This window comes from Myxococcus sp. CA005, assembly GCF_006518205.1.
In the GTDB taxonomy this organism is placed as follows: domain Bacteria; phylum Myxococcota; class Myxococcia; order Myxococcales; family Myxococcaceae; genus Myxococcus; species Myxococcus xanthus.
Map to the genome: position 1 here is coordinate 1 of NZ_SRLV01000063.1, position 25,037 is coordinate 25,037.

Consider the following 25,037-nt stretch of genomic DNA (forward strand, 5'->3'; position numbering starts at 1 on the left):
GCCCTGGCCCCCGCCGCCGCGCCCAAGCCCGTGCCGCCTCCCGAAGGCGCCAGCGTCCTCTCCGGCACCCTGGCCGACTTCACCGCCGCGTGTGACACGGACCTCGAGCGCACCCGCGCGCAGGTGTCCGCCATCAAGGCGCTGGACGCGCGCAAGGACGGCCAGGCCGTGCTCGCGGCCTATGACGAGGCCCTGGGCTCGCTGCTCGCCGCGGCCAACCGCTCCAGCCTCGCGCGCGAGGTCCATCCGGAGGCGGCCTTCCGCGACGCCGCGCGCGAGTGCGAGCAGCGCGTGGACTCCGCCAACGTGGCGCTGTCCCAGGACCGAGGCGTCTATGACGTGCTGGCCGCGGTGGACCTGTCCAGCGCGGACGCGGCGACCCGGTACTGGATGGACCGCGCGCTGCTCGACTTCCGCCGCGCCGGCGTGGACCGCGACGACGCCACCCGCGCCAAGGTGAAGTCGCTCAACGAGGAGTTGCTCAAGCTGGGGCAGCAGTTCAGCAAGAACATCGCCGAGGACGTCCGCAAGGCGACCTTCAAGCCCGCCGAGCTGGACGGCCTGCCGGAGGACTACCGCAAGGCGCACCCGCCGGGCGCGGACGGGCTGGTGGTCATCACCACCAACTACCCGGACTACTTCCCCTTCATGACGTACGCGAAGAACGCGAAGGCGCGCGAGAAGCTGTGGCGCACCTACCGCCAGCGCGCGTACCCGGCCAACCAGGACGTGCTGGCGCAGCTCATCGCCAAGCGCCACGAGCTGGCCACGCTGCTGGGCTACGCGAGCTGGGCCGCGTACACCACCGAGACGAAGATGACGCGCACGCAGCAGGTGGCCGCGGACTTCATCGACCGGCTGGGCATGGCCACCGAGGCCCGCGCGAAGCAGGAGTACGCGCAGCTCCTGGCCCGCAAGCAGAAGGACGTCAAGGGAGCCAAGGTGCTGGAGCCCTGGGACCAGGACTTCTACGAGGACCGGCTGCGCGCGGAGCGCTTCAGCTTCGACTCGCAGGCGGTCCGGCCCTACTTCGAGTACGGCCGGGTGAAGGCGGGGGTGATGGACATCACCTCGCGCATCTGGGGCATCACCTACAAGCCGGTGAAGGACGCCCGGGTGTGGCAGCAGGAGGTGGAGACCTACGACGTGTTCGACGGCGACACGCTGCTGGGCCGCATCTACCTGGACATGCATCCACGTGACGACAAGTACAAGCACGCGGCGCAGTTCGATCTCGTCGCGGGCCAGGCCGGCAAGCGCTACCCGGAGGCCTCGCTGGTGTGCAACTTCGCGCGCCCCGGCGAGCTGATGACGCACGACGAGGTGGAGACCTTCTTCCACGAGTTCGGCCACCTGCTGCACGCCATCTTCGGCGGGCACCTGAAGTGGGCGGGCATCGCGGGCACCCGCGTGGAGTGGGACTTCGTGGAGACGCCGTCCATGCTGCTCCAGCAGTGGGCGGGCAACCCGGAGGTGCTGAAGGAGTTCGCGAAGCACCACGAGACGAACCAGCCCATCCCCGCGGAGATGGTGGAGAAGCTCCGCGCGTCGAAGGAGTTCGGCCAGGGCCTGTGGGCGCGGCGGCAGTTGTTCCTGTCCGCGGTGAGCCTGGACTACTACTCGCGAGCGCCGGGCTTCGACACGACCGAGGCCCTGGTTGCCCTGCAGACCCGGCTCAGCCCCTTCAAGCATGAGCACCGCGACGGCACGCACTTCGAGGTGGCCTTCGGGCACCTGGATGGCTACTCGGCGGCGTACTACACGTATCTCTGGTCCTCCGTCATCGCGAAGGACCTGGAGACCGAGTTCCAGAAGAAGGGCTTCCTCGACCGGGAGACGGCGATGAAGTACCGCCGCACCGTGCTGGAGCCCGGCGGCTCCAAGCCCGCCGCGGAGCTGGTGAAGGACTTCCTCGGGCGCGAGTACGGCTTCGACGCGTACCGCGCGTACCTCGACGCAAAGTAAGGAGCCCGCGGCATCCACGCGAACGCAGCTTGCACGCCGCAGGCTGCGTTCGTCCGAGGTTCCCTCGCCGGGAACCTCGCTACCCATTCGCGCCAATCTCTTCCCAGCGCGCTTCCGGGTAGCCAACGCCATCCTGCCCCCTGAAACAACGGAGAGGTCCAAAAGGCCACGTGCCTGGGTGGAGTGCACATTGCTACGGCTTCTGCTGTCCCGGCTTCGGATGGGGCAGTGTGGAGGGGGGTAGCCGACGTGACACCCATGCATCGACGAAGAGGGGGCTGGCTCTTCCTTGCGGGCGCAAGTCTCGCCCTGCTGGTGACCAGCTGCACCGATGACGGCCCAATGGCCCGGGTCAAACCCGACGAGGAGATACCAGGAGAACCTGTTCCACCGGGGCAGCCCCCGGTCGCAGGCGAGTGCGAGAACGCACCCCAGAAACCGGGGCGCGTCACGCTCCACCGCCTCAACCGCGCGGAATACAACGCCACCGTGCGGGACCTGCTGGGAGACACCACCCAGCCGGCCAATGACTTCCCTATCGACGACCACGGCTACGGCTTCGACAACATCGCCGACGTGCTCTCGCTGTCGCCGCTGTTGATGGAGAAGTACTCCGCCGCGGCGGAGCGGCTGGTGAATGACGCCTGGACGCGCGGCGCCTTCAACGCCTGCGCGCTGGACCCGCTCAACCCTGCGCCGTGCGCGCACGAAATCCTCTCCGACTTCGCCCGCCGCGCCTGGCGCCGGCCGGTGCAGCAGGAAGAGGTCGACAAGCTGATGACCTTTGTCAACCTGTCGAGCCAGCACGCGGACCCGCCCGTGGTGGGCGTGAAGCTGGCCCTGCGCTCGGTGCTCGTCTCACCGCATTTCCTCTTCCGGGTGGAGAAGAACGCGCCGCCAGGAAGCACCGAACCGTACACGCTCGACAACTTCGAGCTGGCCAGCAGGCTCTCCTACTTCCTGTGGAGCAGCATGCCGGACGACGCGCTGTTCGCCGCCGCCGAAGCGGGGAAGCTGAGCGACCCCGCGGAGATGGAGGCCCAGGTGCGGCGCATGCTCGCGGACCCGAAGGCACGCGCGCTGGTGGAGAACTTCGCCGGCCAGTGGCTCTTCACCCGCGCGCTGGGTACCGCCGTGCCGGACGGCACGCTCTATGGCGCGTTCAACGAGGAGCTGCGCGCCGCCATGCGCACGGAGACGGAGCTCTTCTTCGCGGAGTTCATCTCCGGCGACCACAAGCTGAAGGACCTCATCGACGCGCCGTTCACCTATGTGAACGACCAACTGGCCGCCCACTACGGCCTGCCATTGCCCGGCAGCCCCACGCACAAACGCGTGGAGCTCACGGGCCACCCGGAGCGCAGCGGCATCTTCGGCAAGGGCTCGCTGCTCATCGTCACGTCCAACCCGGACCGCACCTCACCGGTGCAGCGCGGCGTCTGGGTGTTGGAGCAGTTGCTGTGCTCGGCGCCGCCGCCACCGCCACCGGACGTGGAGAACCTGCCGCCGCCCATCACGCCGGACATGACGATGAAGGAGCGCATGGCGCTCCATCGCAGCGCGCCGGCGTGCCAGGGCTGCCACCGGCTGATGGACCCGCTGGGGCTGGCGATGGAGAACTTCGACCCCATTGGCCGCTGGCGCCTCCAGGAGGTGAGCGGCGCGCCCGTGGACGCCACGGGTGACCTGCCCGACGGCGCCATCCTCAACGGGGTGCGCGACATGCAGACCTACCTGAAGGAGGACCCGAAGCTGACCAACTGCATCACCGAGCACATGCTCACCTATGCCACGGGCCGTGGCCTGGACGAGGCCGACCACTGCGCGGTGAAGGATGTCGCCGACAAGGCCGAGGCCCGCGGTGGGCGACTCGTCGACTACATCCTCAGCATCGTCTCGAGCAGCCACTTCACGCAGCGTGGCGCGGAGGAGGAGCAGACGCCATGAGCAAGAAATTCAGACTCTCGCGACGGACCGTCTTGCGGGGAACGGGGGCGCTGATGGCGCTGCCCCTGTTGGAGCAGATGATTCCCCGCAACGCGCATGGCGCGCCGGGCACCGTGCCCCGCAGACTGGCCGTCTTCTACACGCCCAACGGCATCCACATGCAGAAGTGGACACCCAAGATAGAGGGCCCCGCGTGGGAGCTGACGCCCACGCTGGAACCCCTGGCGGCGGTGAAGAACGACCTGCTGGTCGTCACCGGCCTGGCGAACCAGCCCGCCTTCCCGGATGGTGACGGGCACCATGCCGCCGCCACCGGCGCGTTCCTGTCCTGCGCCAAGGTGTACAAGACGGAGGGCACCAACCTCCGCGTGGGCATCTCCATGGACCAGGTCATCGCCAACCACATGACGGCGACGCGGGCCACCCGCTATGGCTCCATGGAGCTGGGCATCGACGCGGGCCGCGGCATCGGCAACTGCGACTCCGGCTACGCGTGCCCGTATGCCAACAACATCGCGTGGTCGGGGCCTCGAACACCGGTGGCCAAGGAGACCAACGCGCAGGCCGCGTTCAACCGGCTCTTCGCGGGCGGCATCCCCGGAGAGACGCAGGCACAAATCGAGAAGCGGCGCGCGTACGGCAAGAGCATCATCGACGTCGTGCGCGATGACGCCACCGCGCTGAAGGGCCAGTTGGGCACCTCGGACCTGCAGAAGCTGGATGAGTACTTCACCAGCGTGCGGGAGTTGGAGAAGCAGGTGGAGGACGTGTCCGTCCCATCCATGGCCTGCGCTTCGGGAGCCGCGCCCATCGTGTCCGAGGACCCGACGGCGAAGACCAAGGCGATGATGGACCTCATCATCCTCGCCTTCCAGTGTGACCTCACCCGGGTGGCCACCTTCATGCTGGCCAACGCGCGTGCCAACAAGGTCTACCCCTTCCTGGGGCTCAGCGGCGCACACCACACGTACTCACACCACCAGAAGTCGCAGTCCAACTACAACGCGCTCGCCACCATCGACAAGTGGGAGGTGACGCTCCTCCAGTACCTGCTGGAGCGCATGAAGTCGGTCATCGAGGCCAACGGCCTGTCGATGCTCGACAACTCGATGGTCTACTTCTCCAGCGAAATCGGCGACGGGGACTCTCACAACCACGTCAACCTGCCCATCATCCTGGCGGGCAAGGGCGGCGGCGCGCTCACGCCGGGCCGGCACATCGTCTACCAGCAGGACCCGCTGGCCAACCTGTACATCTACCTGATGCAGGCCATGGGCGTGCCCAACGTCACCACCTTCGGTGACGACGGGACGGGCCCGCTGCCGGGCCTTGTGTAGCGCCGGCATTCCCGTGCGCGGCGGAGCGTGCGAGCGGGCGGCCCACCGCACGCAATGCCCCGCCGCGCACGCTTCACATGCATGAGCGGGCGTCCTGGCGCATCATCCCCCTCATGCCTTCCTTCTCCCGCGCCTACCGCTGGTCCGCCTTGCTCCTGCTGCCGCCGCTGCTCGGCTGCGGGAGCGGAGGCACCCAACAGGGGCGGCGACAGAACGCCACCTCCCGGCAGGCCGTGGCCACCCGGCAGCCCGCCGCGTCCGCGAAGCCGAAGGAGCCACGCGCGGCCCTCCCCGATGCGAATGACTTCTCCCGGGACATGGTGGCCGCGCACAACCTGGCGCGCTCCCGGGCCCAGCCCGCACCCAAGCCCGCGCTGCCGCCGCTGGCCTGGTCCACCCAGGCCGAGCGCAAGGCCGCGTCCTGGGCGAAGGCCTGCAAGTTCGAGCACAACCCGGACCGGGGCGACTTCGGAGAGAACCTCGCCGCCGCCACGCCCGGCGCGTGGACGACGTCCCAGGTGGTGAAGAGCTGGGCGGACGAAGCCGCGGACTACGACTACCGGCGCAACACCTGCCAGAAGGGCAAGGTGTGCGGGCACTACACGCAGGTGGTGTGGCGCAAGACGGCGGCCGTGGGGTGCGCCACGGTGATGTGCAACAAGAACTCACCGTTCGGCGCGAAGTTTCCTACCTGGCAGCTCTGGGTGTGCAACTACGCGCCGCCGGGCAACTGGGTGGGTCAACGGCCCTACTGAGCGCGCCCCACGGGGCCGGTGTGTCCCGGGTGACGGACACTCACGCGGCGGGAGGTGACGGCCCTCCGCCTGGCGGCGGATAATCCCCCCATGCTCCGCCCCACGCCCCGCCATCTTCGACCGCTTGGCCTGCTCATCCCCCTGCTCCTCACCGGCTGTGGCTCCGACACACCTGGAGAGGAAGACAGCGACACCGAGCCGCTGGTCATGACGCAGTTCGACCGCGACATGCTGGCCGCGCACAACGCCGCGCGGAGGAACGTGTCGCCCGCGGCCTCCCCCGCGTTGGAGGACCTGACGTGGGACGAGCAGGCGACGCGCACGGCGAAGGCCTACGCCGCGAAGTGCCAGTTCTCGCACAACCCGAATCGCGGCAACCTGGGGGAGAACCTCACCGCGGCATCGTCCAGCGCCATGGGCGCCCAGGGCGTGGTGCAGGGCTGGGTGGACGAGGCCGCCCACTACGACCACGCCGCCAACACCTGCGCGAGCGGCAAGGTCTGCGGCCACTACACCCAGGTGGTGTGGCGCAACACGCGGGCCCTGGGCTGCGCCGTCCAGGAGTGCACGAAGGACTCGCCCTTCGGTTCCCAGTTCCCCAAGTGGACGCTCTGGGTGTGCAACTACGCGCCGCCGGGCAACTACGTGGGCCAGCGCCCCTACTGACGCAGGTGCTGGTCCAGGAAGGCCGCCACCTGCTGCCAGGCACCCGCGGCGGCCTGCGCGTCGTAGCGCTCACTCGACGGGTTGGCGAAGGCGTGCTCCGCTTCGAACTCCAGGATGTAGTGCCGCACACCCGCATCATCCAAGGCCTGCCGGAAGGCCTGCACCGTCTCCAGGGGGATGGACGGGTCCTTCGTGCCGAAGATGCCCAGCACCGGCGCGCGGATGGCGGCGAGCTCCCGCGCCTCCGTCACCGGGTTGCCGTAGTAGAGGACCGCAGCGTCCAGCTCCGGCATGGCCATGGCCGCGTGCAGTGACCAGCCGCCCCCGAAGCACCAGCCGATGGTGCCCGTGCGCGGCGCCTGCACCCGCGCGTCCTGCTGAAGGAAGGTGTGCGCGGCCGTCAGCGTCTCCTGCGCGCGCGCCGGGTCCACGGCCTTCAGCAGCGCCAGCGCCTCATCCCGCGAGGTGGCCACCTTGCCGCCATACAGGTCCACCGCCAGCGCGGCGTAGCCCTCCGCGGCCAGCCGGTCCGTCCAGTGGCGGATGTGGTCATTGAGCCCCCACCACTCATGGATGACGATGACGGCGGGCAGCGGCCCCTGGGCGCCCTGGGGCAGGCTCAGGTAGGCCTTCGTGCCGGCCACCTCCACCTCCTGGCCCTTGGGCGCTGGCGGCGCGTCCTCGCGCAGCGTGTGCAGCGCCTTGAACTCCGATTCGGAGACAGCGCCCGTGGCGGACGGCTCGCGGAGCACTTCCCGGGAACGGCCCTGGACGCAGGCGCTCAGCAGCAGCGCTCCCATCATCAACAGCAGGCCCTGGCGCATGATGTGTCGACCTCCGTGGGTGTTGGCCCGTCCCCGATGCGGAGACGCTGGAGACAGGTGGACTACCCCGAGGCAGCGCCCCTCCGCCACTCCGGTGCCCGTGAACGCGAAGAGGGCTGGGAGGGAAGAATCCCCGCCAGCCCCCTGGGCGTCCTGCGTGAAGACGGTGACTACTTCTTCTCGGCCGCGGAGGGCTTGCCCGCCGGCGGCGTGCCGCCCATGGCCGGCATCTCCGGCGGCTTGACGATCTCCAGCAGCTCCACCTCGAACACCAGGGCGGCGCCACCCGGGATGTTCGGCGGCGCGCCGCGGTCACCGTAGGCGATGTCGGACGGGCACACGAGCTTGGCCTTGCCGCCCACTTTCATCTTCTGCACGCCCTCGGTCCAGCACTTGATGACGCCCTGGAGCGGGAACTGCGTGGGCTCGCCACGCTTGTGCGAGCTGTCGAACTCGGTGCCGTCCGGCAGCGTGCCACGGTAGTGCACCTTCACGATGTCCGACGCCTGGGGCGACGCGCCCGTACCGGCGGTCAGCTCCTTGTAGATGAGGCCGGACTCCGTCTTCTGGGCGCCCTCTTCCTTCGAGGCCGTCTCCAGGAACGCCTTCGCCTTCTCCTTCTCAGCCTCCGCCTTGCGGGTGCTGCGCGCGCGCGCCAGCTCCTGCAGCTTCGGGCCGTACGTCTCCAGCTCCACCGCGGGCTTGTCGCCCTTCACCTGCGCGGTGATGCCCGCCTTGACGTACTCCAGCTCCTCGGGAGTCATGTCGAACACGCTCACGCTGCGGCCAATGGACAGGCCGAGCGCGTACAGCGTCTTCTGGTCCTCCGTCTGCGGATTCGCGCTCGCGCCGGGCGCCGTCGCCGTCGCCGCCGGCGTCGAATCCGTCTTGCCCTGCTGCTGGCAGCCCGCCAGCACCAGCATTCCCGCGACCAGCCACGTCTTCTGCATGTCGTTGCCCTTCCTTGCTTTTTGGAGCGGCAGTGAGACATCGCCGCAGTCAGTTCTGAGGGGCGACTTACTACAGAAATGGCCTGACTTCCGGTTCGACGGCACCCCGGAAGCGTCCCCGTTCCTGAGCGACACCCCGCCCGCCCCCAGGGCGACCTCGTGTCCTTTCCAGGAGGTGGGGTTTTTCATTACCCGTTCCACCCGGCGTCAGCCTCGCCCGCCTCCAGGTAGCCCAGCAGCGGCGCCAGCACGGGCGTGATGCGCTTGTAGGCCGCGGTGTCGGCGGGCACGGTGCGCAGCACGCGGGCCAGCCGCTGCCGCCGACCGGGCGCTTCCACTTCCGAGGCCACCGGGGCCACGTAGGTGTGGATGGTGAAGAGGATGGCGCGCGTGCGGGGCAGCCGGGTGAGCGTCTGACGCTCCAGGCGGAGGAAGCAGCGCTCGCCCGCATTGTCCGGGGTGATGCCGTCGAACAAGTGCCGCCACTCCGGCAGCGTGCGCGGCTCCAGGTCCAGCCGCTCCGTGACGCTGATGGCCCAGTTGCAGCGCGTGACGGGGCGCCCGGGCTTCAGGCCCTCCATCAACTTCAGCGTGGAGGGCCCCAGCTTCGCGTTGAACTGGGGCACCGGCTCGTGGACGGCCAGCAGCGACCGGCCCAGCTTGTCCCCCAAGCACCACCCGGAAGGGAAACACAACTGGCCCGCCACTAGCGGGAAACCCTCATGCGTGCCGGCCAGCAGCAGCAGGTCCTCCTGAACCTGCCGGCCAAACCAGTCCAGCGGCGCCAGCGGCAGGCTCGCCGCGTCCCCCGGCGTGAAGTCCGTCCGCGTTCCCAGCAGGCGGTTGTGCCAGCACCAGCGCGTGCCATCCACCTCCAGCGAGAAGTGCTCCGGCGATTGACGCGCCATGGCAGGCAGCAGCACCGTCAACGTCTCCCATTGGAGTTCCTCTGTTCCGGGCCCTCCCTGGAAGCGCTCGGCGTGCCCCGCCGTCAGCAGCGCCGCCTTCAATGCCACTTCGTCCGCATAGCGCGGCGCGTCTACTTCAATGAGTGTCTCTTCGGGCCTCAGCGCACGCACGCCCAGCGACATTGAAAAGACATCCTGCTCGAAGGGGAAGTAAGGCAGCACCGCGTCGACCTCTCATGAAGGGTTGGAGCAATTTATCAATCGTGTTGCAGAACGCATCGCGTCACGGAAGGGTGGCTGTTTTTCGATGTCTCACCCTTGAGGTTGTTCATCTTCACGGGGAGGATTCGCATTCCGGTCCGCGCCCTGGAGCATCGTGCTCAGAAGCCAGCAGGCGCAGCACTTCCACAGGAGATACCTGATGCATCCTCTGCCGCTGTCGCGCGCGCCCCGTGCCGTGCTTCTTGCCCTCGTGGGCCTGATTGTCCTTCCCGCATGTTCGGATGACGGCGATGACCGTCCAGATGCGGGCCAGCCGGACTCTGGCATGCCCGCGGACGCAGGCAGCGACGCGGGCAGTGATGCAGGCAGTGACGCGGGCACCCCGGACGCCGGCGGCCCCATGGCCTGGCCGCAGGAATTCTCCTGCGAAGGCAAGGAGCAGACCGAGCTGACGTTCAACCCGGGCCAGGAGCAGGACCTCCAGGACGCGGTGAACGCGCTGGACGATTGCACCACCATCAACCTGGGCGCGGGCACCTTCCAGTTCGACAACGCCATCACCATCCGCGCCAACGGCATCACCGTCAAGGGCGCGGGCAAGGGCACCCAGGGCGAGGCCACCGGCGGCGAGTCCAGCACCGTGCTGGACTTCACGCACGCTGCGGCGAACACCAACGGCTTCGACGTGGTGAGCAAGCTCTTCACGGTGAGCGACCTGGCCGTCTGGAACGCGAAGAAGGATGGCCTGCGCATCGAGTCCTCCACCAACGTGAACATCCAGCGCATCCGCACCGAGTGGGCCCAGGAGAACCAGCAGAGCAACGGCAAGTACGGCATCTACCCCGTGAAATCGACGTACGTCCTCGTCGAGGACTCTGAGGCGTACAACGCCGCCGACGCGGGTATCTACGTCGGTCAGACGCAGCACACCATCGTCCGGCGGAACGTGGCGAAGAAGAACGTGGCGGGCATCGAAATCGAGAACACGAAGTACGCCCACGTCACGAACAACGTCGCCGAGGACAACACCACGGGCCTGGTCGTGTTCGACCTGCCGGGCAACCCCATCCGGGGCACGGACATCTACGTCGCCCACAACACCATCACCGGGAACAACCGCCCCAACTTCGCCTCCGTGGAGGCCAGCAGCAGCACCGTGTCCCAGGTCCCGGCCGGCACCGGCACCTTCATCCTGGCGTCGCGCCGGGTGGAGATGGAGCGCAACACGTGGGGCAACAACAACACGGTGGACATCGCCATCCTCAGCGGTCTGGCCATCGAGCCCGACCCCGTCCAGTGGGCGGCCGGCTTCTTCAACTACCCCAGCCAGGACATCTCCATCCACGACAACACCTTCACCGGTGGCAGCGGCCGAATGGTGGACAACGGCACGCCGGACCCGGAGCGCCGTCCGCTGGGCGCGCTGGTGGGCGCCGTCTACCAGTACGGCGCCGCGGCCCACGGCGTGACGGGCGTGGAGCACGTGCTGTGGGACGGCGTCGACCCGGCGCCTCGCGATGAGAGCCTGGCCAACCCCATCAACATCTGCTTCACCCGCAACACGCTGCCAGAGGGAGCGCAGGCCTCGGTGGTGGACTTCGACCTGCAGGCCGTCGGTGGCCACCTCTCGGCGGGCCCCACCCCCGAAAACGCGGCCGCCGCCTGGGGAGAGACGCGCCGCTATGCCCAGGGCGCCGAGCCCTACAACTGCTCGGGCTTCACCCCGGCCCTGACCATCCGCTGAGACATCGTGAAGAACGGACGCATGTACAGGCCGTTCATCCCAGGACTGGGCCTCGCCGCGATGCTGGTGACCGCGGCGCTGGCCTCGTGCTCGGGTGACGAGGGCGGCGTGGAGCCGACCCCGGACGGCGGAGGCGGCTCCACGGTCGACTCCGGGCTCCCGCCCGAGGACAGCGGCACCCCGGACGCGGGCACGGGTGACGCGGGCGAGGACGCCGGCACCCCAGAGGACGCGGGGACGAACGAGGACGCGGGGACGCCAGACGCCGGGCCTGCGTTTCCGCCCAACACCCTGTCGGGCTTCGGCCTCTTCACCGGGACACCCGCGACGGGTGGGCTCCAGCCGGTGGAGGGGAACATCCCCTATGAGCTGACCACGCCGCTCTTCTCCGACTACTCGGTGAAGTCGCGCACGCTGTACATCCCGCCGGACGCGCAGGCCGGGTACTCGGCCAACGACGTGCTGGACCTGCCGGTGGGCACCATCATCACCAAGACGTTCTCCTTCCCCGCGGACCTCCGCGTCCCGGAAGAGAACGTGCGCGCCATCGAAACGCGCGTGCTGGTGCACAGGCCCGGGGGCTGGGAGGCCTTTCCCTACTTCTGGAACGAAGCCCAGACGGAGGCCACGCTGGCCAACGGCGGCCGCGTCGTCCGCGGCGTGCGCTTCATTGGCGAGGACGGCGTGGAGCGGACGCTGGACTACCTGGTGCCCAGCAAGAACCAGTGCCTGAAGTGCCACCATCTCCAGGACGCACAGGAGAACCAGGTGCTGCTGCCCATTGGCGTGAAGGCCCGCTACCTCAACCAGGACCATGACTATGGCGACGGGCCCATCAACCAGCTTCAGCACCTGGCCAACCTGGGCCGGCTGACGGGGCTGCCTCCGGTCAACCAGGTTCCCCGCGCGCCGAACGCGTTCAACGCGGAGGACGGCACGCTGGAGCAGCGCGCGCGCACCTACCTGGACATCAACTGCGCGCATTGCCACAACCCCAAGGGGACGGCGGGCACCACCAGCCGGCTGTTCCTCAACGTGGACAACACGGAGGAGTTCACGTTGGGCGTGTGCAAGCGGCCGGGCTCCGCGGGCGGTGGCGTGGGCGGTGAGTTCGACATCGTCCCCGGCAGCCATTCGGTGTCCATCCTCTGGTACCGCATGCACACCGAGGAGTCGGGGAAGATGATGCCGGAGCTGGGCCGCGTGCTTCGCCACGACCAGGGCTCACGACTCATCTCCGACTGGATTGACGCCATGGACCCACGCTCCTGCAAGTAGGTCCTCGGTCAGACGAGCGGCCCCTCCGTGCCCGGTGCGCGGAGGGGCTTCTCGTTTCCGATGCGTGACGGCCGCGCCGCGTGACAGGGCGCGCGCGTGCCGCATAATCGCGGGGACATGTCCCTGCCCATGCTGCTCCGGGCCGCGGGGGTCGCCACCGCGCTCGTCCTGCTCGCCGCCTGCCGCATCGAGTCCGCCGCGCCCTCGGCCGGGCCCACGCTGGCGCGCGAGGGCACGCCCTCCGGAGACGTCTGGGTCTACACGTCCATGTACCGGCACGTCCTGGACGCGCTGGAGCCGCTGCTGAAGGCGCGGCTCCCGGACGTCCGGGTGCATTGGTATCAGGCGGGCAGTGAGAAGGTGGCCAGCCGGCTGGAGGCGGAGCGCGCCGCCGGGGCCATCCGCGCGGACCTGCTGGCCACGTCGGACCCGTTCCTCTACGAGCGGCTGGCCCGTGAAGGCGCCCTGCTCCGCTACGCCTCGCCCAACGTGCTCCGGGTGCCCCGCGCCCTGGTGGACCTGGACGCGCGCTACGCGGCCCTGCGCCTGTCCACCATGGTCCTGGTGCACCGGCAGGGCGGGCCACCGCCGCCCACCTCCTTCGCGGCGCTCGCGGAAGGTCCGTGGACGGGACGCGTGGCGATTGGAGATCCACTGACGTCGGGCACCGCCTTCACCTGGGCCGTGTTCTGCGACGCGAAGTACGGCGCGTCCTTCTTCCCCGGGCTGCGCCAGCGAGGCGCCATCGTCGCGGGAGGCAACGCGGCGGTGCTCCAGAAGGTGGAGAGCGGCGAGGCGGATGCGGGCGTGTTGCTCCTGGAGAACGCGCTCGCGGCCCAGGCCCGCGGCAGTCCCATCCAGGTGGTGTGGCCCACCGATGGCGCCGTCGTCATCCCCGGCCCCGCGGCCCTCTTCGCGACGACGCCCAACCCCGTCGCGGCGAAGGCGGTGGTGGACGTGCTGCTGTCGCCCGAAGGCCAGCGCATCATCGTGGAGAAGGGAGACATGCACGCGGTGGACCCCAGGCTCGCGGGCCCTCGGGGAGAGGCCGGTGTCTCGGAGTTGCTGGAGCGCGCGCGCCCATGGACGCCCGAGTTGCTCGAACGCGGGCTCACACAGGGCGGCGCCGTGAAGGAGCGCTTCCGCCAGGCCTTCTCCCAATGAGCGCGGCGGCGCCCAAATCCCAGTGGCTGGGGCTCGGCCTGTGGTTGGTGCCGGTGCTCTGCTTCTCCGTGCTCCCGGTGGCCGCGCTGCTCTGGCGAGGCCTGGGCCACTCCGGGACGGGCGGCTTGGACTGGCTGCTCGCCGAAGGTGGAGCGCTGGGGAACACGCTGCTCATCGCCACGGGCGCGGCGGTGCTGGCCTTCGTCCTGGGAGCGCCGCTGGCGCTGGTGCTGCAACGCACCGACCTGCCCCTGCGCGGGGCCTTCACGGTGCTGTTCACCCTGCCCTCCGCCGTGCCCGCGTTCATCTGGGGCATGGGCTGGCTGTCGCTCGCGAGCCCCCGCGCGGGGTACCTCAACCGGCTGCTCGGCGATGACACCTTCGACATCTACGGCCCCGCGGGCATCGCCTTCGTGGAGGGCGTGTCGGGCCTCCCGCTGGTGCTGCTGGCGGGTGCGGCGGCCCTGCGGCGCGTGGACCCGGCGGTGGAGGAAGCCGCGCGCGTCTGCGGAGCTTCGACGCTTCGGGCGCTGCTGACGACGACGCTGCCGCTGGCGCTGCCCTCCCTGCTGTCGGGCGCGGTGATGGTGTTCCTCATGGCGGCCTCGTCCTTCGGCGTGCCGTACCTGCTGGGCGTGTCGGCCTCACCGCCCACGCGGGTGCTCACCACGCGCATCTATGAACTGGTGCTGATGGGCGGTGACGAGGGCCTGGCGCGCGCCGCGCAACTGGCGACGTCGCTGCTGCTGCTCGCCCCCATGGCGATGCTGGTGACCTGGGCGCTGGGCCGTGCCGGCCGCGTCCGCCTCAGCGCGGGCAAGGGCCTGTCGTCCCGTCCCTTCCCGCTGGGGCGCGCACGCGGGCTCGTCCTGGGCGCGGTGAGCATGACGGCCGCGGTGCTGGTGCTCCTCCCGCTGGGGGCCATCCTCCTCACGTCGCTCCAGCGCAGCTTCGGCGCGGCGCTGACCTGGGAGACGTTGACGCTGACGCACTGGGCGGGTGTGCTGCTGGAGCCGCGCACGTTGCACGCCACGGGGCGCAGTGTCCTGCTGGCGGCGGGCGCGGGTGTCCTGGTGTGTGGGCTGGGACTCGCGGCGGCGGTGCTTCGACGCGGGCTGCGCCGCCTGGGCACGGGCGTGGAGGCGCTGGCGGTATGGCCCTACGCGGTGCCGGGGACGGTGCTGGCCCTGGCGCTGCTGCTCGCGTTCTCCCGGGACTTGCGCTTCATCCTGCTGGACCGCGTCGCCTTCGTGCTCGCGCTGGCACACACGCCGTGGCTGCTGCTCATCGCCTACGTGGCGAAGTACCTCGCGCTGGGCGCGCGCAACAGCGACGAGGCGCTCGCGCAATTGGACGCCTCGCTCACCGAGGCCGCGCGGGTCAGTGGTGCCGGCCCCTGGCGCGCGTTCGTGGATGCGCCCCTGCCCTTGCTGCGGCCGGCGCTCACCGCAGCCTTCGTCCTGGCGTTCCTCGCATGCGCGACGGAAATCACGATGTCCGTCCTGCTCGTACCCGCGGGAACCGAGGTGCTCGGGACGCTGCTGTTCGAACTCCAGAGCTACGCGGACCCCGCCGCCGCCGCGGTGCTGGCATGTGCCTTCATCGCGCTGGTGGTGGTGGGGCAGGCCCTGCTCGCGCTGCTGACCCGGCGGCCCTTGGACACGCGGTGATGGACGAGGTGTCCGGCATCGCCAGGGAGCCGGCGGCTTCCTGGCGATGTCTTCAGGACCTGCTCGCCATTACATGCACGCGCAGTACATGCCCCGGATGCAGTGCCCGAATCCCTCGCCACAGAAGTGGTCACAGTCCGAGTTGCGCTCACAGACGGACTGCGTGAACTCAGGAGCGTTGGCCTCGGCCGTGGACGGCATGAACGCCATTCCGAAACCCGCCGCCAGTCCCACACCCAGCGCCATCAGCATCGCAATTCCATTCTTCTTCATCGCGTGACTCCTTTCGGGGAGCCTCCAGCCTAACTCCAGACTCAGACACGAGGCAGCCAATCCACACGCCGCGTGCTTCCGCGACGCAACAGCAGACTTCCTGACACACAGCGACATGGTGTTTCGGACACGGCCCCGAAGCACCGTCGCGCCAAAGCCGAGGGACTCACGGCAAAAGGCGGCGGCCAGGGTAGACTCCGTCACCGCCGCATGAGCAACTTTCGACGCGCCACCCGTGACGACAACACCGCGCTGCTCGACCTGTTCGGCACGGTGCCCATGCAGGGAGACCTGGTCCTCTCCGCACAGCGAGCGCCCGACTACTTCGGCCTCTACACCATGCAGCGTGGAGAGACGGAGGTCTGGGTCCACGGCGAGCACGGCCGGCTGGACGGCATGGGCGCCGTGCACGTGCGCGATGGCTGGCTGGAGGGCCGTCCGTGCCGGGTGGGCTACCTGGGAGACCTGCGCACCCGTTTCTCCGCGCGCCGGAACCGCGGCCTCGCGCGCTTCTACGGGCCCATGATCGAGGAGAGCGCCCAGCGCCTGGGCGTGGACACCTTCCTCACGGCCGTCATGGCCTCCAATGCCCCCGCGCTCCACGCGCTCGTGCGGCGGCGGCCCGGGCGCGTGAGCCAGCCGCACTACACCCTGCTCCGTCGCTTCTCCGCCGTGTCCATCCAGTTCCTGCTCCGCCGCCGTCCCCGGCGAAGCGCTGTGACCGTGCGGCGCGCCACACCCGCGGACGTCCCCGCTGTCTCGGCGTTGCTGGATGCCGACCACCGTGCGCGTCCTTTCGGCTACCGCTTCGACACGGGCGAGTTGGAGCACCGCCTCGCCCACTGGCCCGGGCTGCGAATCGAAGACACCTATCTGGCCTTCGACGCGACCGGCGCGCTGGTGGGCTGCACCACCGCCTGGAACCCGGAAGCCGTGAAGCGCTACCGCGTCCATGCCTACCGTGGAGGCATGCGCTGGGTGCGGTGGGGCTGGGACACGCTGGCCACCGCGCTCCGCGCGCCGCGCCTGCCCGCGCCGGGCAGCGACTTCCGCTACTTCTATCTCTGCAACACCAGCGTGCGCGGAGAAGACCCGGCCGTCCTCCGCGCGCTCGTGGAGCGGGTGTACGCGGACTTTCACGGCCAGGGCTTCCACTTCTTCACGCTGTACCAGGACGAACTGGACCCGCTGGCGCCCGCGCTGAAGGGCTTCCTCCAGCGGCGCCTCGACTTCCACCTCTACGCCGTGACGCCCGCCTCACGTCCCCGGGAGACCTTCCCCGCCGGGCGGACCGGCTTCGAAATCTGCCTGCCCTGACGCACTCACTCCGCTTGGAGCGTGAAGCGCCAGGGGACCTGCTCCAGGCCGGAAGCACCGGCGAGAAACAGCGTATGGAGACCGCTCCGGCTCGCCACGAACCGTCCGTCCCGCAGATTCGCCAGGAGACCGCCAGGCGCGATGAGCGTCGCGCGAAGCGTGCCGGCGTCCAGGCCCAGCCGGTATGCGCGCCCCTCCTCCAGCCAGACGGAGAACACGTCCGTGTCGACGGCCGACTGGACCACGCCGGACATCGAAGCCGGCAGCGCCAGGACCTGCGCATCCTCGCTGGAGTCCGGATGGTCATCGAAGGCCACCTCCTCCAGCGTCAGGGAGAAACCCTCCACGCCATTCAGGGGCTGGAACATCAAGGTGACCTGCCGGGCGTCCCTCGCGCTGAAGAGATGGCGGCCGCTCCCCAACCCCAGGATTCCCACGGCGCCTCGCGGGTTCAGGGACAGGTCGGCGAACGGCGCATAGGACGCAAGGTAGATGGCACGTGCCTGGGTGTGGAAGGCGATGGCATCCGTGTCCTGAGGTGAGTCGAAGCGGCCCGTGATGGTGATTCCCGGGGAGATGAATGTCGCCGTCTCTGGAGAGTCACCGTGGTCATCCGTTCCCGCGTCCACCAGCGTCAGCACGAAGGAGTGCTCCCAGGGAGCCCCTCCCTGGAGGCGAAGGGAGTAGGTGCCCCAGCGGTTCAGACGGACCCGCAACTGGTCGGTCGTCGTGAGCGCCACGTTCGCGCCATCTTCGTCCACCACCTGGGCGGACCACCGCCCGGCCCCTTCCGTCCGCACCGTGTAGACATGCCCGGGCTCCCCCGTGAAGGAGAAGACATCCACGTCATCACGCGACTGAAGGGTGACCGCCACCGGGACACCCGGCGTCACGGGCGTTGCGGTCTCCAGTGTGTCGCCATGCTCATCGGGCCCCAGGTCCTCGAAGCGGCAGGCGGCATCCACCGGGAAGGTGCCATGGTCGGCAGCCAGCATCAGGAGCCAGTCTCGCTCGGACGTCGCCTGCAGGCTCACCGTGAGCGGCTCCCCTGACGTGCCCTGCACCGCATCCATCAGCAAGCCGGTCGCGGACTGCAGCGTCAATTGAAGGAACGGGTTGGGAGCCTGCTCACAGATGAAGCGGTAGCCATGCCCCACCCGCGAGCGGAAGGTGAACACATCCGCGTCAAAGGGCGAGGAGAGCCGCACGGGGAACGACGTGCCAGAGCCGGCCTCCAGGACGGTGGCATCCTCCAACGTATCGCCATGGTCGTCCACGCCCAGCGACGCCAGCTCGTACGTGTAGCGCCCGTACGAGTCCCTGCTGGAGACCTCGAAGTACCAGGTGCCCTCGGAGAGCGTGGGGAACCACGACACCCTCGCCCCCTCGACAGCGGAGGGCATGTCGTGGGCGTTCCCAGCCACATCCAGCAACCGAACCCGGCACTCCACCAGCAGCAGCCGCGTGCACGAGAAGCGATACAGGCCGCTCGCCTGCACGGTGACGGAGAACAAGTCCCTGTCCAGCATCTCCTCCCGCCGGCCCTCGTCGATACGGCCCTCCAGGGGCGACATGGGGAGCGTCAGCACCGTCGCGCTGTCAGGCGAGCCCCCATGGTCATCCGGCTGCGTGAAGGCGGCGACCGAGCACGTCAGCCCCGCGGCTCGCTCCCACGGTCCGCAGCGGCACATGGGCTGCCCCGCGTTGGAGAAGCAGGTGCCCGCGGTGCACCGCAGCCCCGCGCAGGCCACCTCATCCCCGGGCACCTCCACGGGGTGGCATGAAGCCAGCCCCAGGACGAGGAGCAGGACCACCGGAAGCAGCCCCGGGGTCCTGGCGAAACGCCATACATGGGCCATGACGTTCCGCCCTCCCATTCAGACCACCCGGTGCTTCCAGGTCCCACGCCGGAACAGGACGACGGCCACCAGCGCCATCACCGAGAAGGCCACCGAGATGGACAGGAATGCCCCCGGCGGCCCCAAGCCCAGGGGGCCGGAGAGCACCCACGCCAGGGGCAGCTCCAACAGCCAGAAGCAACAGATGTTGAGCACGGTGGGCGTGGTGGTGTCCCCTGCTCCGTTGAAGGCCTGCGTCAACACCATGCCGAAAGCATAGAACAGGAAGCTGGCGCTCAGGATGCGCAGGGCGAGCACCGCTTCCTTCATGACCGCGGCGTCGTTCGTGAAGATGCCCACCACGGGATTGGCCGCGAGGACGAACAGCAGCCCCAGCGAGCCCAGGAAGACGGCGTTGATGCGCCCCGCCGTCCACACCGCGTGCTCGCCCCGCTCCGGCTTTCCCGCGCCCAGGCTCTGTCCCACCATGGTGGCCGCCGCGTTGCTCAGCCCCCACGAGGGCAGCAGCGCGAACAGCACGATTCGCAACGCGATGGTGTAGCCCGCCACCGCCGCGCTGCCGAACGTGGCCACGATGCGGGCCAGCACCACCCAGCTCGTCGTGCCCACCAACGCCTGGGCCGTGCCCGCGCCTGACATCCGCAGCATGGCCAGCATCGTCCCCGGCTCCAGGCGCAGGTGCTCGCGCCGCAGCCGCAGCCGGCCGGAGCCACGCGCCAACCGGTAGAGCTGGTACGCCACGCCGCAGGAGCGCCCGAAGGTGGTGGCCACCGCGGCGCCCATGACGCCCAGCTCCGGGAAGGGCCCCACGCCGAAGATGAGGAGCGGCGCCAGCACGATGTTGATGGCGTTGGCCAGCCACAGCACGCGCATGGCGATGGCCGCGTCCCCCGCGCCGCGGAAGATGGCGTTGATGAGGAACAGCAGCAGGACGCTGCCCATGCCGCCCAGCATCACCTGCGTGTAGCGGATGCCGTGCTCCAGTACCCACGGCGAGCCGCCCATCAGCGTCATCAACGGCCGCGCGAAGTAGACGCCCGCCACCGACACCGGAATGGACAACACGACGCCCAGCCCCACCGCCTGCACCGCCGTGCGCGCGGCCCGCTCCGGGTCGCCTTCACCGATGCGGCGGGACACCAGCGCCGTGGCGCCGATGCTCAGCCCCGCGGACGCCGCATAGATGATGGTGAGCAGCGACTCCGTCAGTCCCACCGCCGCCACCGCGTCCGCCCCCAACCGGCCGACGAAGAAGACGTCGACGACGGCGAAGACGGACTCCATCATCATCTCCAGCACCATCGGCACGGCGAGCAGGAAGATGGCGCTGCGAACCGGAAGCCGGGTGAGGTCCCTCTCGGTTCCGTGAATGGCTTCCTTCACCGAAGCCCAGAACCCCTGAGGCCCCTCTTCGGGCGGACCCCGTGCTTCCGCCGGAACGGGTTCGAACCCGACCGGGGATGACTCAGACATGCCTGCCTCCGTTTGCGCCCTTCTGTCAGGAAGGCGGAAAGAGGTCCAGGGACGCCATCCCCCATGACACCTGACGCCTCTCCCCTCCAGGCCCCCTGCGCGGCGAGCGGGCAACCGCCCCCAGGGCAAGGCCTGGCCCTGAGAGCGTCGGACGCTGGACAACCTACCTGCGCCGTCGGGCCGTCGGGCCGTCGAGCGCGTGGGTGTAGGGTGCCGCGTCAATGGTCATCAGCCTGCCGCACGAAAGTGCGCCCGCGGTGCCTGTCGGGGGGGCCGCGCACTTCAGCCTCTCCAGCAGCGCTCGGGTGCTGGGAACTCTCCACCTGGGTCCGGGAGCCAACATCGCGCAAGGCGCGGTGGTGCGCTCGCACGAAGGCGCCGTGCGGTTGGGCGCCGGCTCGGCCGTGCTGGAGAACGGTGTCATCATCGGACTGCCGCAGCAGCCTGTCACGGTGGGAGAGCGCACCTTCCTGGACCACCGCAGCATCGTACTCGGCGCGGAGGTCGGCGCGCTCTGCGATGTGGGAGGTGCCTCCATCCTCATGCCCGGCGCGCGCATCGGCACGCGCTGCCTGCTGGCGGAAGGAACGCTCATTCCAGCGGGCACCGTGGTGCCGGACGACTCCGTCGTCGTGGGCCGCCCCGGCCGCATTCTCCGTCGAACCACCGCGGATGACCTGGAACGGCTCCGGAAGCGCCGCGGCGGAAGCCTCGACCTGCCGGGCCAGCCACTCACCGCTTTCTCCGCGAGAGATCGCGCAGAGGACGCTCCCATGGGACAGCTCTATACGTTTCGCGACAAGCACCCACTGGTGCACCCCACCGCCACCCTCTTCTCCTCAGCAGAGGTAACAGGGGACGTCATCATCGGCCCGGGCTGCATCATTGGCCCCGGGGTCAAAATCCTCGGGGATGGCAATGGCCCAGTCCGCATCGGCGCGGGCGTACAGGTGCTGGCCAACACCGTGCTGCACCGGCTGTCGGACCACACGCTGACGCTGGAGGACGGCGCCATCATCGGTCCGGGCTGCACGGTGCATGGCAGCCACGTGGGCGCGAACACCGTGGTGGAGCCGGGCGCCATCCTCTGTGACGGAACGCGGCTGGGACGCGGCAGCTTCGTGGGCGCGGGCAGCCTGGTGAAGCAGGGCAGCGCCTTCGCGGATGGTGCGCACATCGAGGGCTTCCCGGCGACGCAGACGGGTACGTTGGCGTCCCTGCCGCCGGTGCCCCGCTGGGCGCTGCGGCCGGAAGACCTGCCGGGGCTGCGGCGCATCGGCTAGCGCGCCCGCATGCTCACCGCTGCCTGTCCGCGTGATTGAAAGCCGCGAGCAGCGTGCCCATGGCATGGAACGCCAGTCCCATGCCCCAGCCGATGGCGGGGTACTGCACCCACCAGCCCGGCCCCGAAAACAGGTCGATGAGGGTGAGCCCTCCCATGACGATGGTGTAGCTCGTCGCGTGTGACGCAAGGCCCATGTAGGCCCTGCGCATGCGGCGCTGCGCCTTGTCGCGTCCCGTGCGCGCGGAGATGACGCTCTCCACGGCGGCTTCGCTCACGCCCATCTCCCGGGCCATGGCGAGCAGGTCCTCCCGGGTGAGCGCGCGCTCCTCGTCCTTGCCCGCCATCGCGCGAGCCGTGGCCTCGCGGATGATGTCCGCGGCCTCGTTCTGGGAAAAACTCGGAGGTGCACTGCGCTGCCGTGTGTCCGCCATGGGACTGGGACGCTAGCGCGGCGCATCCGCCACGAAAAGAGAAGGAATCCCCCCACGCCCGTTCTCGCTCGCGGCTCACCTGTTTTCACAAATCGCGCAGGGGAAACTCATGCTTCGTGGCATTCGCAGGTCCATGTTCTGTGCGCTCGGCCTCATGGCCGCGGCGTGTGGTGGTGACGGTTCACGCGCCCAGGAAGCGCCACCCGTCCAGGTCGTCCCGGAAGCGTGGCTGGGCGAGGCCGCGGGCGCCGAGCTCCCACACCTGGAGGCCCTGGGCGATGTCCGCATGCTGAAGGACGTGAACGCGGAGGCGTTGTTCCGCGAAGCCTCGGCGCGCCAGCCCGCGGGAAGCACGCGCGCCGCGGCGGAGGCACCGGTCCGGCCGACAACGGAGCGCGCCTTCATTGGCATCGACGTGAAGAACAACAAGGCCTACCGCCTGCGCACGGACACGGCCAACCTGGAGCGCGTGGCGGAGGAGCTGGCGCGGCGCGGACTCAACGGCGCCTCACGCGGCACGCTGGACGACGCCGCGCGGTTGGAGCCCGTGAACGGCGATGAGGCGCTGACCTCCGGCACGGTCTCAGGCCAGACGTGGAGCAACGGGGTGGACACGCGCATCCGCATGGGCCTCACGGATGGCTATGCCACGAACTCGTGGCCCTATCGGACCATCGGCCACCTGAGCGCTGGCTGTTCGGGTGCGCTCGTGGGCCGCCGCGTCGTCGTCACCGCCGCGCACTGCGTCGTCAGCGCGTACAGCGGGTGGAACCCCATCTTCAACACCTTCACCGCCCGCCGCGACGGCGCCACCGCGCCGTGGGGTGTCCAGGACGCCATCTGGTACTGGGTGCCGGAGGGCTACATCAACGGCTCGTGCAACAGCGTCGCCAGTTGCAACCGCTACGACGTCGCCATCATGGTGCTCGAGGACGACTTCCCGAACGGCCACCCGGGCTGGATGGGGCACTGGAACGCGTCCACGGACACGCTCAAGACGTGGTCCAGTTTCATGCGCGGCTACCCCGGCTGCGGCCACGTGGCGGCCCCCGCGAGCTGCACGGCCCGCACGCTGTACGGCGACACCCAGCAGTGCAAGACGAGCAACGCCTACAGCCCGGACGCGGACGGCTGGCACCAGGAAATCGAAATCGGCTGCGACGGCAGCCCGGGCCAGAGCGGCTCGCCCATCTACTCGTATGACGCGCCCGTCTCGGGGCCGGTCGTGGTGGGCCAGTACAACCAGTACTACTGCGACGCCACGGGCTGCGCGGGCAACGCCTTTCCAAACAGGATGGGGCACCTGACGCCCTCGTGGAACAACTCCATCAGCTACTTCAAGTCGCTCTATCCGTAAGTGACACTCAGGGACGCGCGGCCGTGGCAGGGGGGCGCGTCCCGCGGCCGTGCGGTGAACCCGAGTCAAGCGCGCCAGCCCACCAGTGACGGCTTCCGTGCGCTCCAATGCCCCCGGGGGTCGTTCCGCGTCGAAAGGCCCCGACAGAATAATGAGGCGCCCACGCACATGGTGAGGACGATGCCTCCATCCGACGCCGCAGCTCTCGGGAGCAGCCACCGGCAGCCCGCCAGCGAAACACCCGTCGGGTATCCCCTGGAGCATGCCCACACGGTCCAGTTCTATGAGGACGAGGCAATCGTCATCGACATCGTCGAGGCCTACATCACGGGCGGGCTCGAACGAGGAGACCCGCTCATCATCATCGCCCAGGCGAGCCACCGGCAGCAGCTCATCGCGCGGCTGGTGGCCGCGGGCGTGGACACCGCGGCGGCCATCGCGAGCGGGCAGCTCACCCTGCTCGATGCCCGTGAGACACTGGCGCGCTTCATGGTGGGGGGACGCCCGGACTGGGAGCGCTTCCGCGAAGTCATCGGCACCGTGATTGAGCACAGCCTCGCGGCCTCGCGCCCCGGCGCCAAGGTACGCGCCTACGGCGAGATGGTGGATGTCCTCTGCCTGGATGGGATGCCGGACGTGGCGGTGGAGCTGGAGGCACTGTGGAATGACCTCAGCGTGCTGTACCCCCTGTCCCTCCTGTGCACCTACGCCATCGGCCACTTCGGCCAGGCGGCGCACGCGCGGCCCTTCCTCGATGTCTGCAAGGCGCACGCACACGTCATTCCCACCGAGCGCTACACACGGCTCGCGGATACGGAAGGACGGCTGCGAGAGGTCAGTCTCCTCCAGCAGCGCGCCCAGGCACTGGAGGTGGAAGTCAAGCAGCGGCAGCAGGCGGAGCAGGCCCTCCGCGAGGCCCTCCATCGCCGGGATGAATTCCTGGCCCTGGCCGGTCACGAGCTGAAGACGCCCCTGACCGCGCTCCAGCTCCAACTCCAATCACTCCCCTCCGCGGCGGCGCGGAAGGATGGTGGCGGACGCCTGCTGGAGCGGCTGGACAAGGCCATCCGCCATACCGAGCGGCTCGCCACGCACATCGACGGGTTGCTCGACGTCTCCCGCATTGGCGAGGGCCAGGTGCCCTTGATGATGGAGCCGCTCGACCTGTCGCGGCTCGTCCGGGACACGGTTACCCGCGCCATGACTCCGGCGGCCGAGGCGGACTGTCCCCTCCAGTTGATGGCGGAGGTCCCTATCGAAGGCGTATGGGACCCGCTGCGGATTCAGCAGGTGGTGGGCAACCTCCTGGTCAATGCCTTCAAGTACGGCAGGGGCCGTCCCATCGAGGTGCGGGTGGACGGCGCACCGGACCACGCGCGCATCATCGTGAGAGACCACGGCATCGGCATTGCCCCCGAGCACCAGGAGCGCATCTTCCACCGCTTCGAACGCGCCGTTCCCTCGAGCGCCTTTGGAGGACTGGGCCTGGGGCTCTACGCGGCCCGCCAGGTCGTGGTGGCGCACGGCGGCACCCTCCGCGTGGAGAGCGAGTTGGGCCAGGGCGCCACCTTCATCGTGGAGTTGCCCTACCGTCCGCAGTAGCGCGGCGGAC

The 25,037-nt window shown here is 69.4% G+C and carries 20 protein-coding genes; 13 read left to right on the plus strand and 7 right to left on the minus strand.

Annotated features, from left to right (window positions below; genetic code table 11):
* The first annotated feature begins 3 nt into the window (after positions 1-3).
* The 5 genes from FMQ63_RS24930 (at position 4) to FMQ63_RS24950 (ending at position 6,670) form a co-directional block, all read left to right on the plus strand.
* A complete protein-coding gene (locus FMQ63_RS24930; protein ID WP_228556492.1) occupies positions 4-1,965 on the plus strand; it encodes a M3 family metallopeptidase in 1,962 nt (653 codons plus the stop codon).
* A 342-nt stretch (positions 1,966-2,307) separates the two neighbouring features.
* Complete coding sequence (locus tag FMQ63_RS24935) at positions 2,308-3,912, plus strand: DUF1592 domain-containing protein (protein WP_225909624.1); 1,605 nt, start codon at positions 2,308-2,310, stop codon at positions 3,910-3,912.
* A complete protein-coding gene (locus FMQ63_RS24940; protein WP_011557025.1) occupies positions 3,909-5,249 on the plus strand; it encodes a DUF1552 domain-containing protein in 1,341 nt (446 codons plus the stop codon). The genes FMQ63_RS24935 and FMQ63_RS24940 overlap by 4 nt, the downstream gene beginning before the upstream one ends.
* 77 nt (positions 5,250-5,326) lie before the next feature.
* Positions 5,327-6,004, plus strand: a complete 678-nt coding sequence (locus FMQ63_RS24945) for a CAP domain-containing protein (protein WP_020478072.1) — start codon at positions 5,327-5,329, stop codon at positions 6,002-6,004.
* Between the two features lie 90 nt (positions 6,005-6,094).
* Positions 6,095-6,670: a CAP domain-containing protein gene (locus tag FMQ63_RS24950; protein WP_011557027.1), complete on the plus strand. Its 576-nt coding sequence runs from the start codon at positions 6,095-6,097 to the stop codon at positions 6,668-6,670.
* On the opposite strand, the gene FMQ63_RS24955 is transcribed toward FMQ63_RS24950, so the two are convergent.
* The 3 genes from FMQ63_RS24955 to FMQ63_RS24965 all read right to left on the minus strand — a co-directional run bounded on the left by FMQ63_RS24955 (position 6,664) and on the right by FMQ63_RS24965 (position 9,574).
* Positions 6,664-7,494: a dienelactone hydrolase family protein gene (locus FMQ63_RS24955; protein WP_011557028.1), complete on the minus strand. Its 831-nt coding sequence runs from the start codon at positions 7,492-7,494 to the stop codon at positions 6,664-6,666. The genes FMQ63_RS24950 and FMQ63_RS24955 overlap by 7 nt on opposite strands.
* 170 nt (positions 7,495-7,664) lie before the next feature.
* Entirely contained in the window at positions 7,665-8,444 is a 780-nt protein-coding gene (locus FMQ63_RS24960) for an FKBP-type peptidyl-prolyl cis-trans isomerase (RefSeq protein ID WP_011557029.1), read from the minus strand.
* A 188-nt stretch (positions 8,445-8,632) separates the two neighbouring features.
* Positions 8,633-9,574 carry a DUF3445 domain-containing protein gene (locus FMQ63_RS24965; protein WP_011557030.1) on the minus strand — a complete coding sequence of 314 codons (942 nt, stop codon included), beginning with the start codon at positions 9,572-9,574 and terminating at the stop codon, positions 8,633-8,635.
* Between the two features lie 199 nt (positions 9,575-9,773).
* Here FMQ63_RS24965 and FMQ63_RS24970 point away from each other — a divergent pair, with 199 nt between their 5' ends.
* The 4 genes from FMQ63_RS24970 to FMQ63_RS24985 all read left to right on the plus strand — a co-directional run bounded on the left by FMQ63_RS24970 (position 9,774) and on the right by FMQ63_RS24985 (position 15,430).
* Positions 9,774-11,318, plus strand: coding sequence for a parallel beta-helix domain-containing protein (locus FMQ63_RS24970; RefSeq protein ID WP_171452216.1), 1,545 nt, complete (start codon positions 9,774-9,776; stop codon positions 11,316-11,318).
* 21 nt (positions 11,319-11,339) lie between these two features.
* The gene (locus FMQ63_RS24975) at positions 11,340-12,596 is read left to right on the plus strand and encodes an SO2930 family diheme c-type cytochrome (RefSeq protein WP_216608626.1); all 1,257 of its coding nucleotides are present in this window, start codon (positions 11,340-11,342) and stop codon (positions 12,594-12,596) included.
* Between the two features lie 117 nt (positions 12,597-12,713).
* Positions 12,714-13,760 carry an ABC transporter substrate-binding protein gene (locus FMQ63_RS24980; RefSeq protein WP_020478071.1) on the plus strand — a complete coding sequence of 349 codons (1,047 nt, stop codon included), beginning with the start codon at positions 12,714-12,716 and terminating at the stop codon, positions 13,758-13,760.
* Complete coding sequence (locus FMQ63_RS24985) at positions 13,757-15,430, plus strand: iron ABC transporter permease (protein ID WP_011557034.1); 1,674 nt, start codon at positions 13,757-13,759, stop codon at positions 15,428-15,430. The genes FMQ63_RS24980 and FMQ63_RS24985 overlap by 4 nt, the downstream gene beginning before the upstream one ends.
* 69 nt (positions 15,431-15,499) lie before the next feature.
* Here the strand turns inward: FMQ63_RS24985 and FMQ63_RS24990 are convergent, their stop codons facing one another.
* Entirely contained in the window at positions 15,500-15,703 is a 204-nt protein-coding gene (locus tag FMQ63_RS24990; protein WP_020478070.1) for a hypothetical protein, read from the minus strand.
* A 210-nt stretch (positions 15,704-15,913) separates the two neighbouring features.
* Here FMQ63_RS24990 and FMQ63_RS24995 point away from each other — a divergent pair, with 210 nt between their 5' ends.
* Positions 15,914-17,020 (plus strand): hypothetical protein, encoded by a 1,107-nt coding sequence (locus FMQ63_RS24995; RefSeq protein ID WP_011557036.1) that lies wholly within the window; start codon positions 15,914-15,916, stop codon positions 17,018-17,020.
* Between the two features lie 5 nt (positions 17,021-17,025).
* Here FMQ63_RS24995 and FMQ63_RS25000 read toward each other — a convergent pair whose 3' ends face one another.
* A complete protein-coding gene (locus FMQ63_RS25000) occupies positions 17,026-18,879 on the minus strand; it encodes a hypothetical protein (RefSeq protein ID WP_225909625.1) in 1,854 nt (617 codons plus the stop codon).
* A gap of 18 nt (positions 18,880-18,897) precedes the next feature.
* Complete coding sequence (locus FMQ63_RS25005; RefSeq protein WP_011557038.1) at positions 18,898-20,352, minus strand: MATE family efflux transporter; 1,455 nt, start codon at positions 20,350-20,352, stop codon at positions 18,898-18,900.
* A gap of 221 nt (positions 20,353-20,573) precedes the next feature.
* On the opposite strand from FMQ63_RS25005, the gene FMQ63_RS25010 reads away from it, so the two are divergent.
* Positions 20,574-21,635 carry a gamma carbonic anhydrase family protein gene (locus FMQ63_RS25010; RefSeq protein WP_011557039.1) on the plus strand — a complete coding sequence of 354 codons (1,062 nt, stop codon included), beginning with the start codon at positions 20,574-20,576 and terminating at the stop codon, positions 21,633-21,635.
* 13 nt (positions 21,636-21,648) lie between these two features.
* On the opposite strand, the gene FMQ63_RS25015 is transcribed toward FMQ63_RS25010, so the two are convergent.
* Positions 21,649-22,068 (minus strand): 2TM domain-containing protein, encoded by a 420-nt coding sequence (locus FMQ63_RS25015; protein WP_011557040.1) that lies wholly within the window; start codon positions 22,066-22,068, stop codon positions 21,649-21,651.
* A 133-nt stretch (positions 22,069-22,201) separates the two neighbouring features.
* Between FMQ63_RS25015 and FMQ63_RS25020 the strand changes: the two genes are divergently transcribed.
* Both FMQ63_RS25020 and FMQ63_RS25025 read left to right on the plus strand, forming a co-directional pair.
* Positions 22,202-23,425 carry a serine protease gene (locus tag FMQ63_RS25020; protein ID WP_020478069.1) on the plus strand — a complete coding sequence of 408 codons (1,224 nt, stop codon included), beginning with the start codon at positions 22,202-22,204 and terminating at the stop codon, positions 23,423-23,425.
* A gap of 180 nt (positions 23,426-23,605) precedes the next feature.
* Positions 23,606-25,027, plus strand: coding sequence for an ATP-binding protein (locus FMQ63_RS25025; RefSeq protein ID WP_216608625.1), 1,422 nt, complete (start codon positions 23,606-23,608; stop codon positions 25,025-25,027).
* Positions 25,028-25,037: the final 10 nt, after the last annotated feature.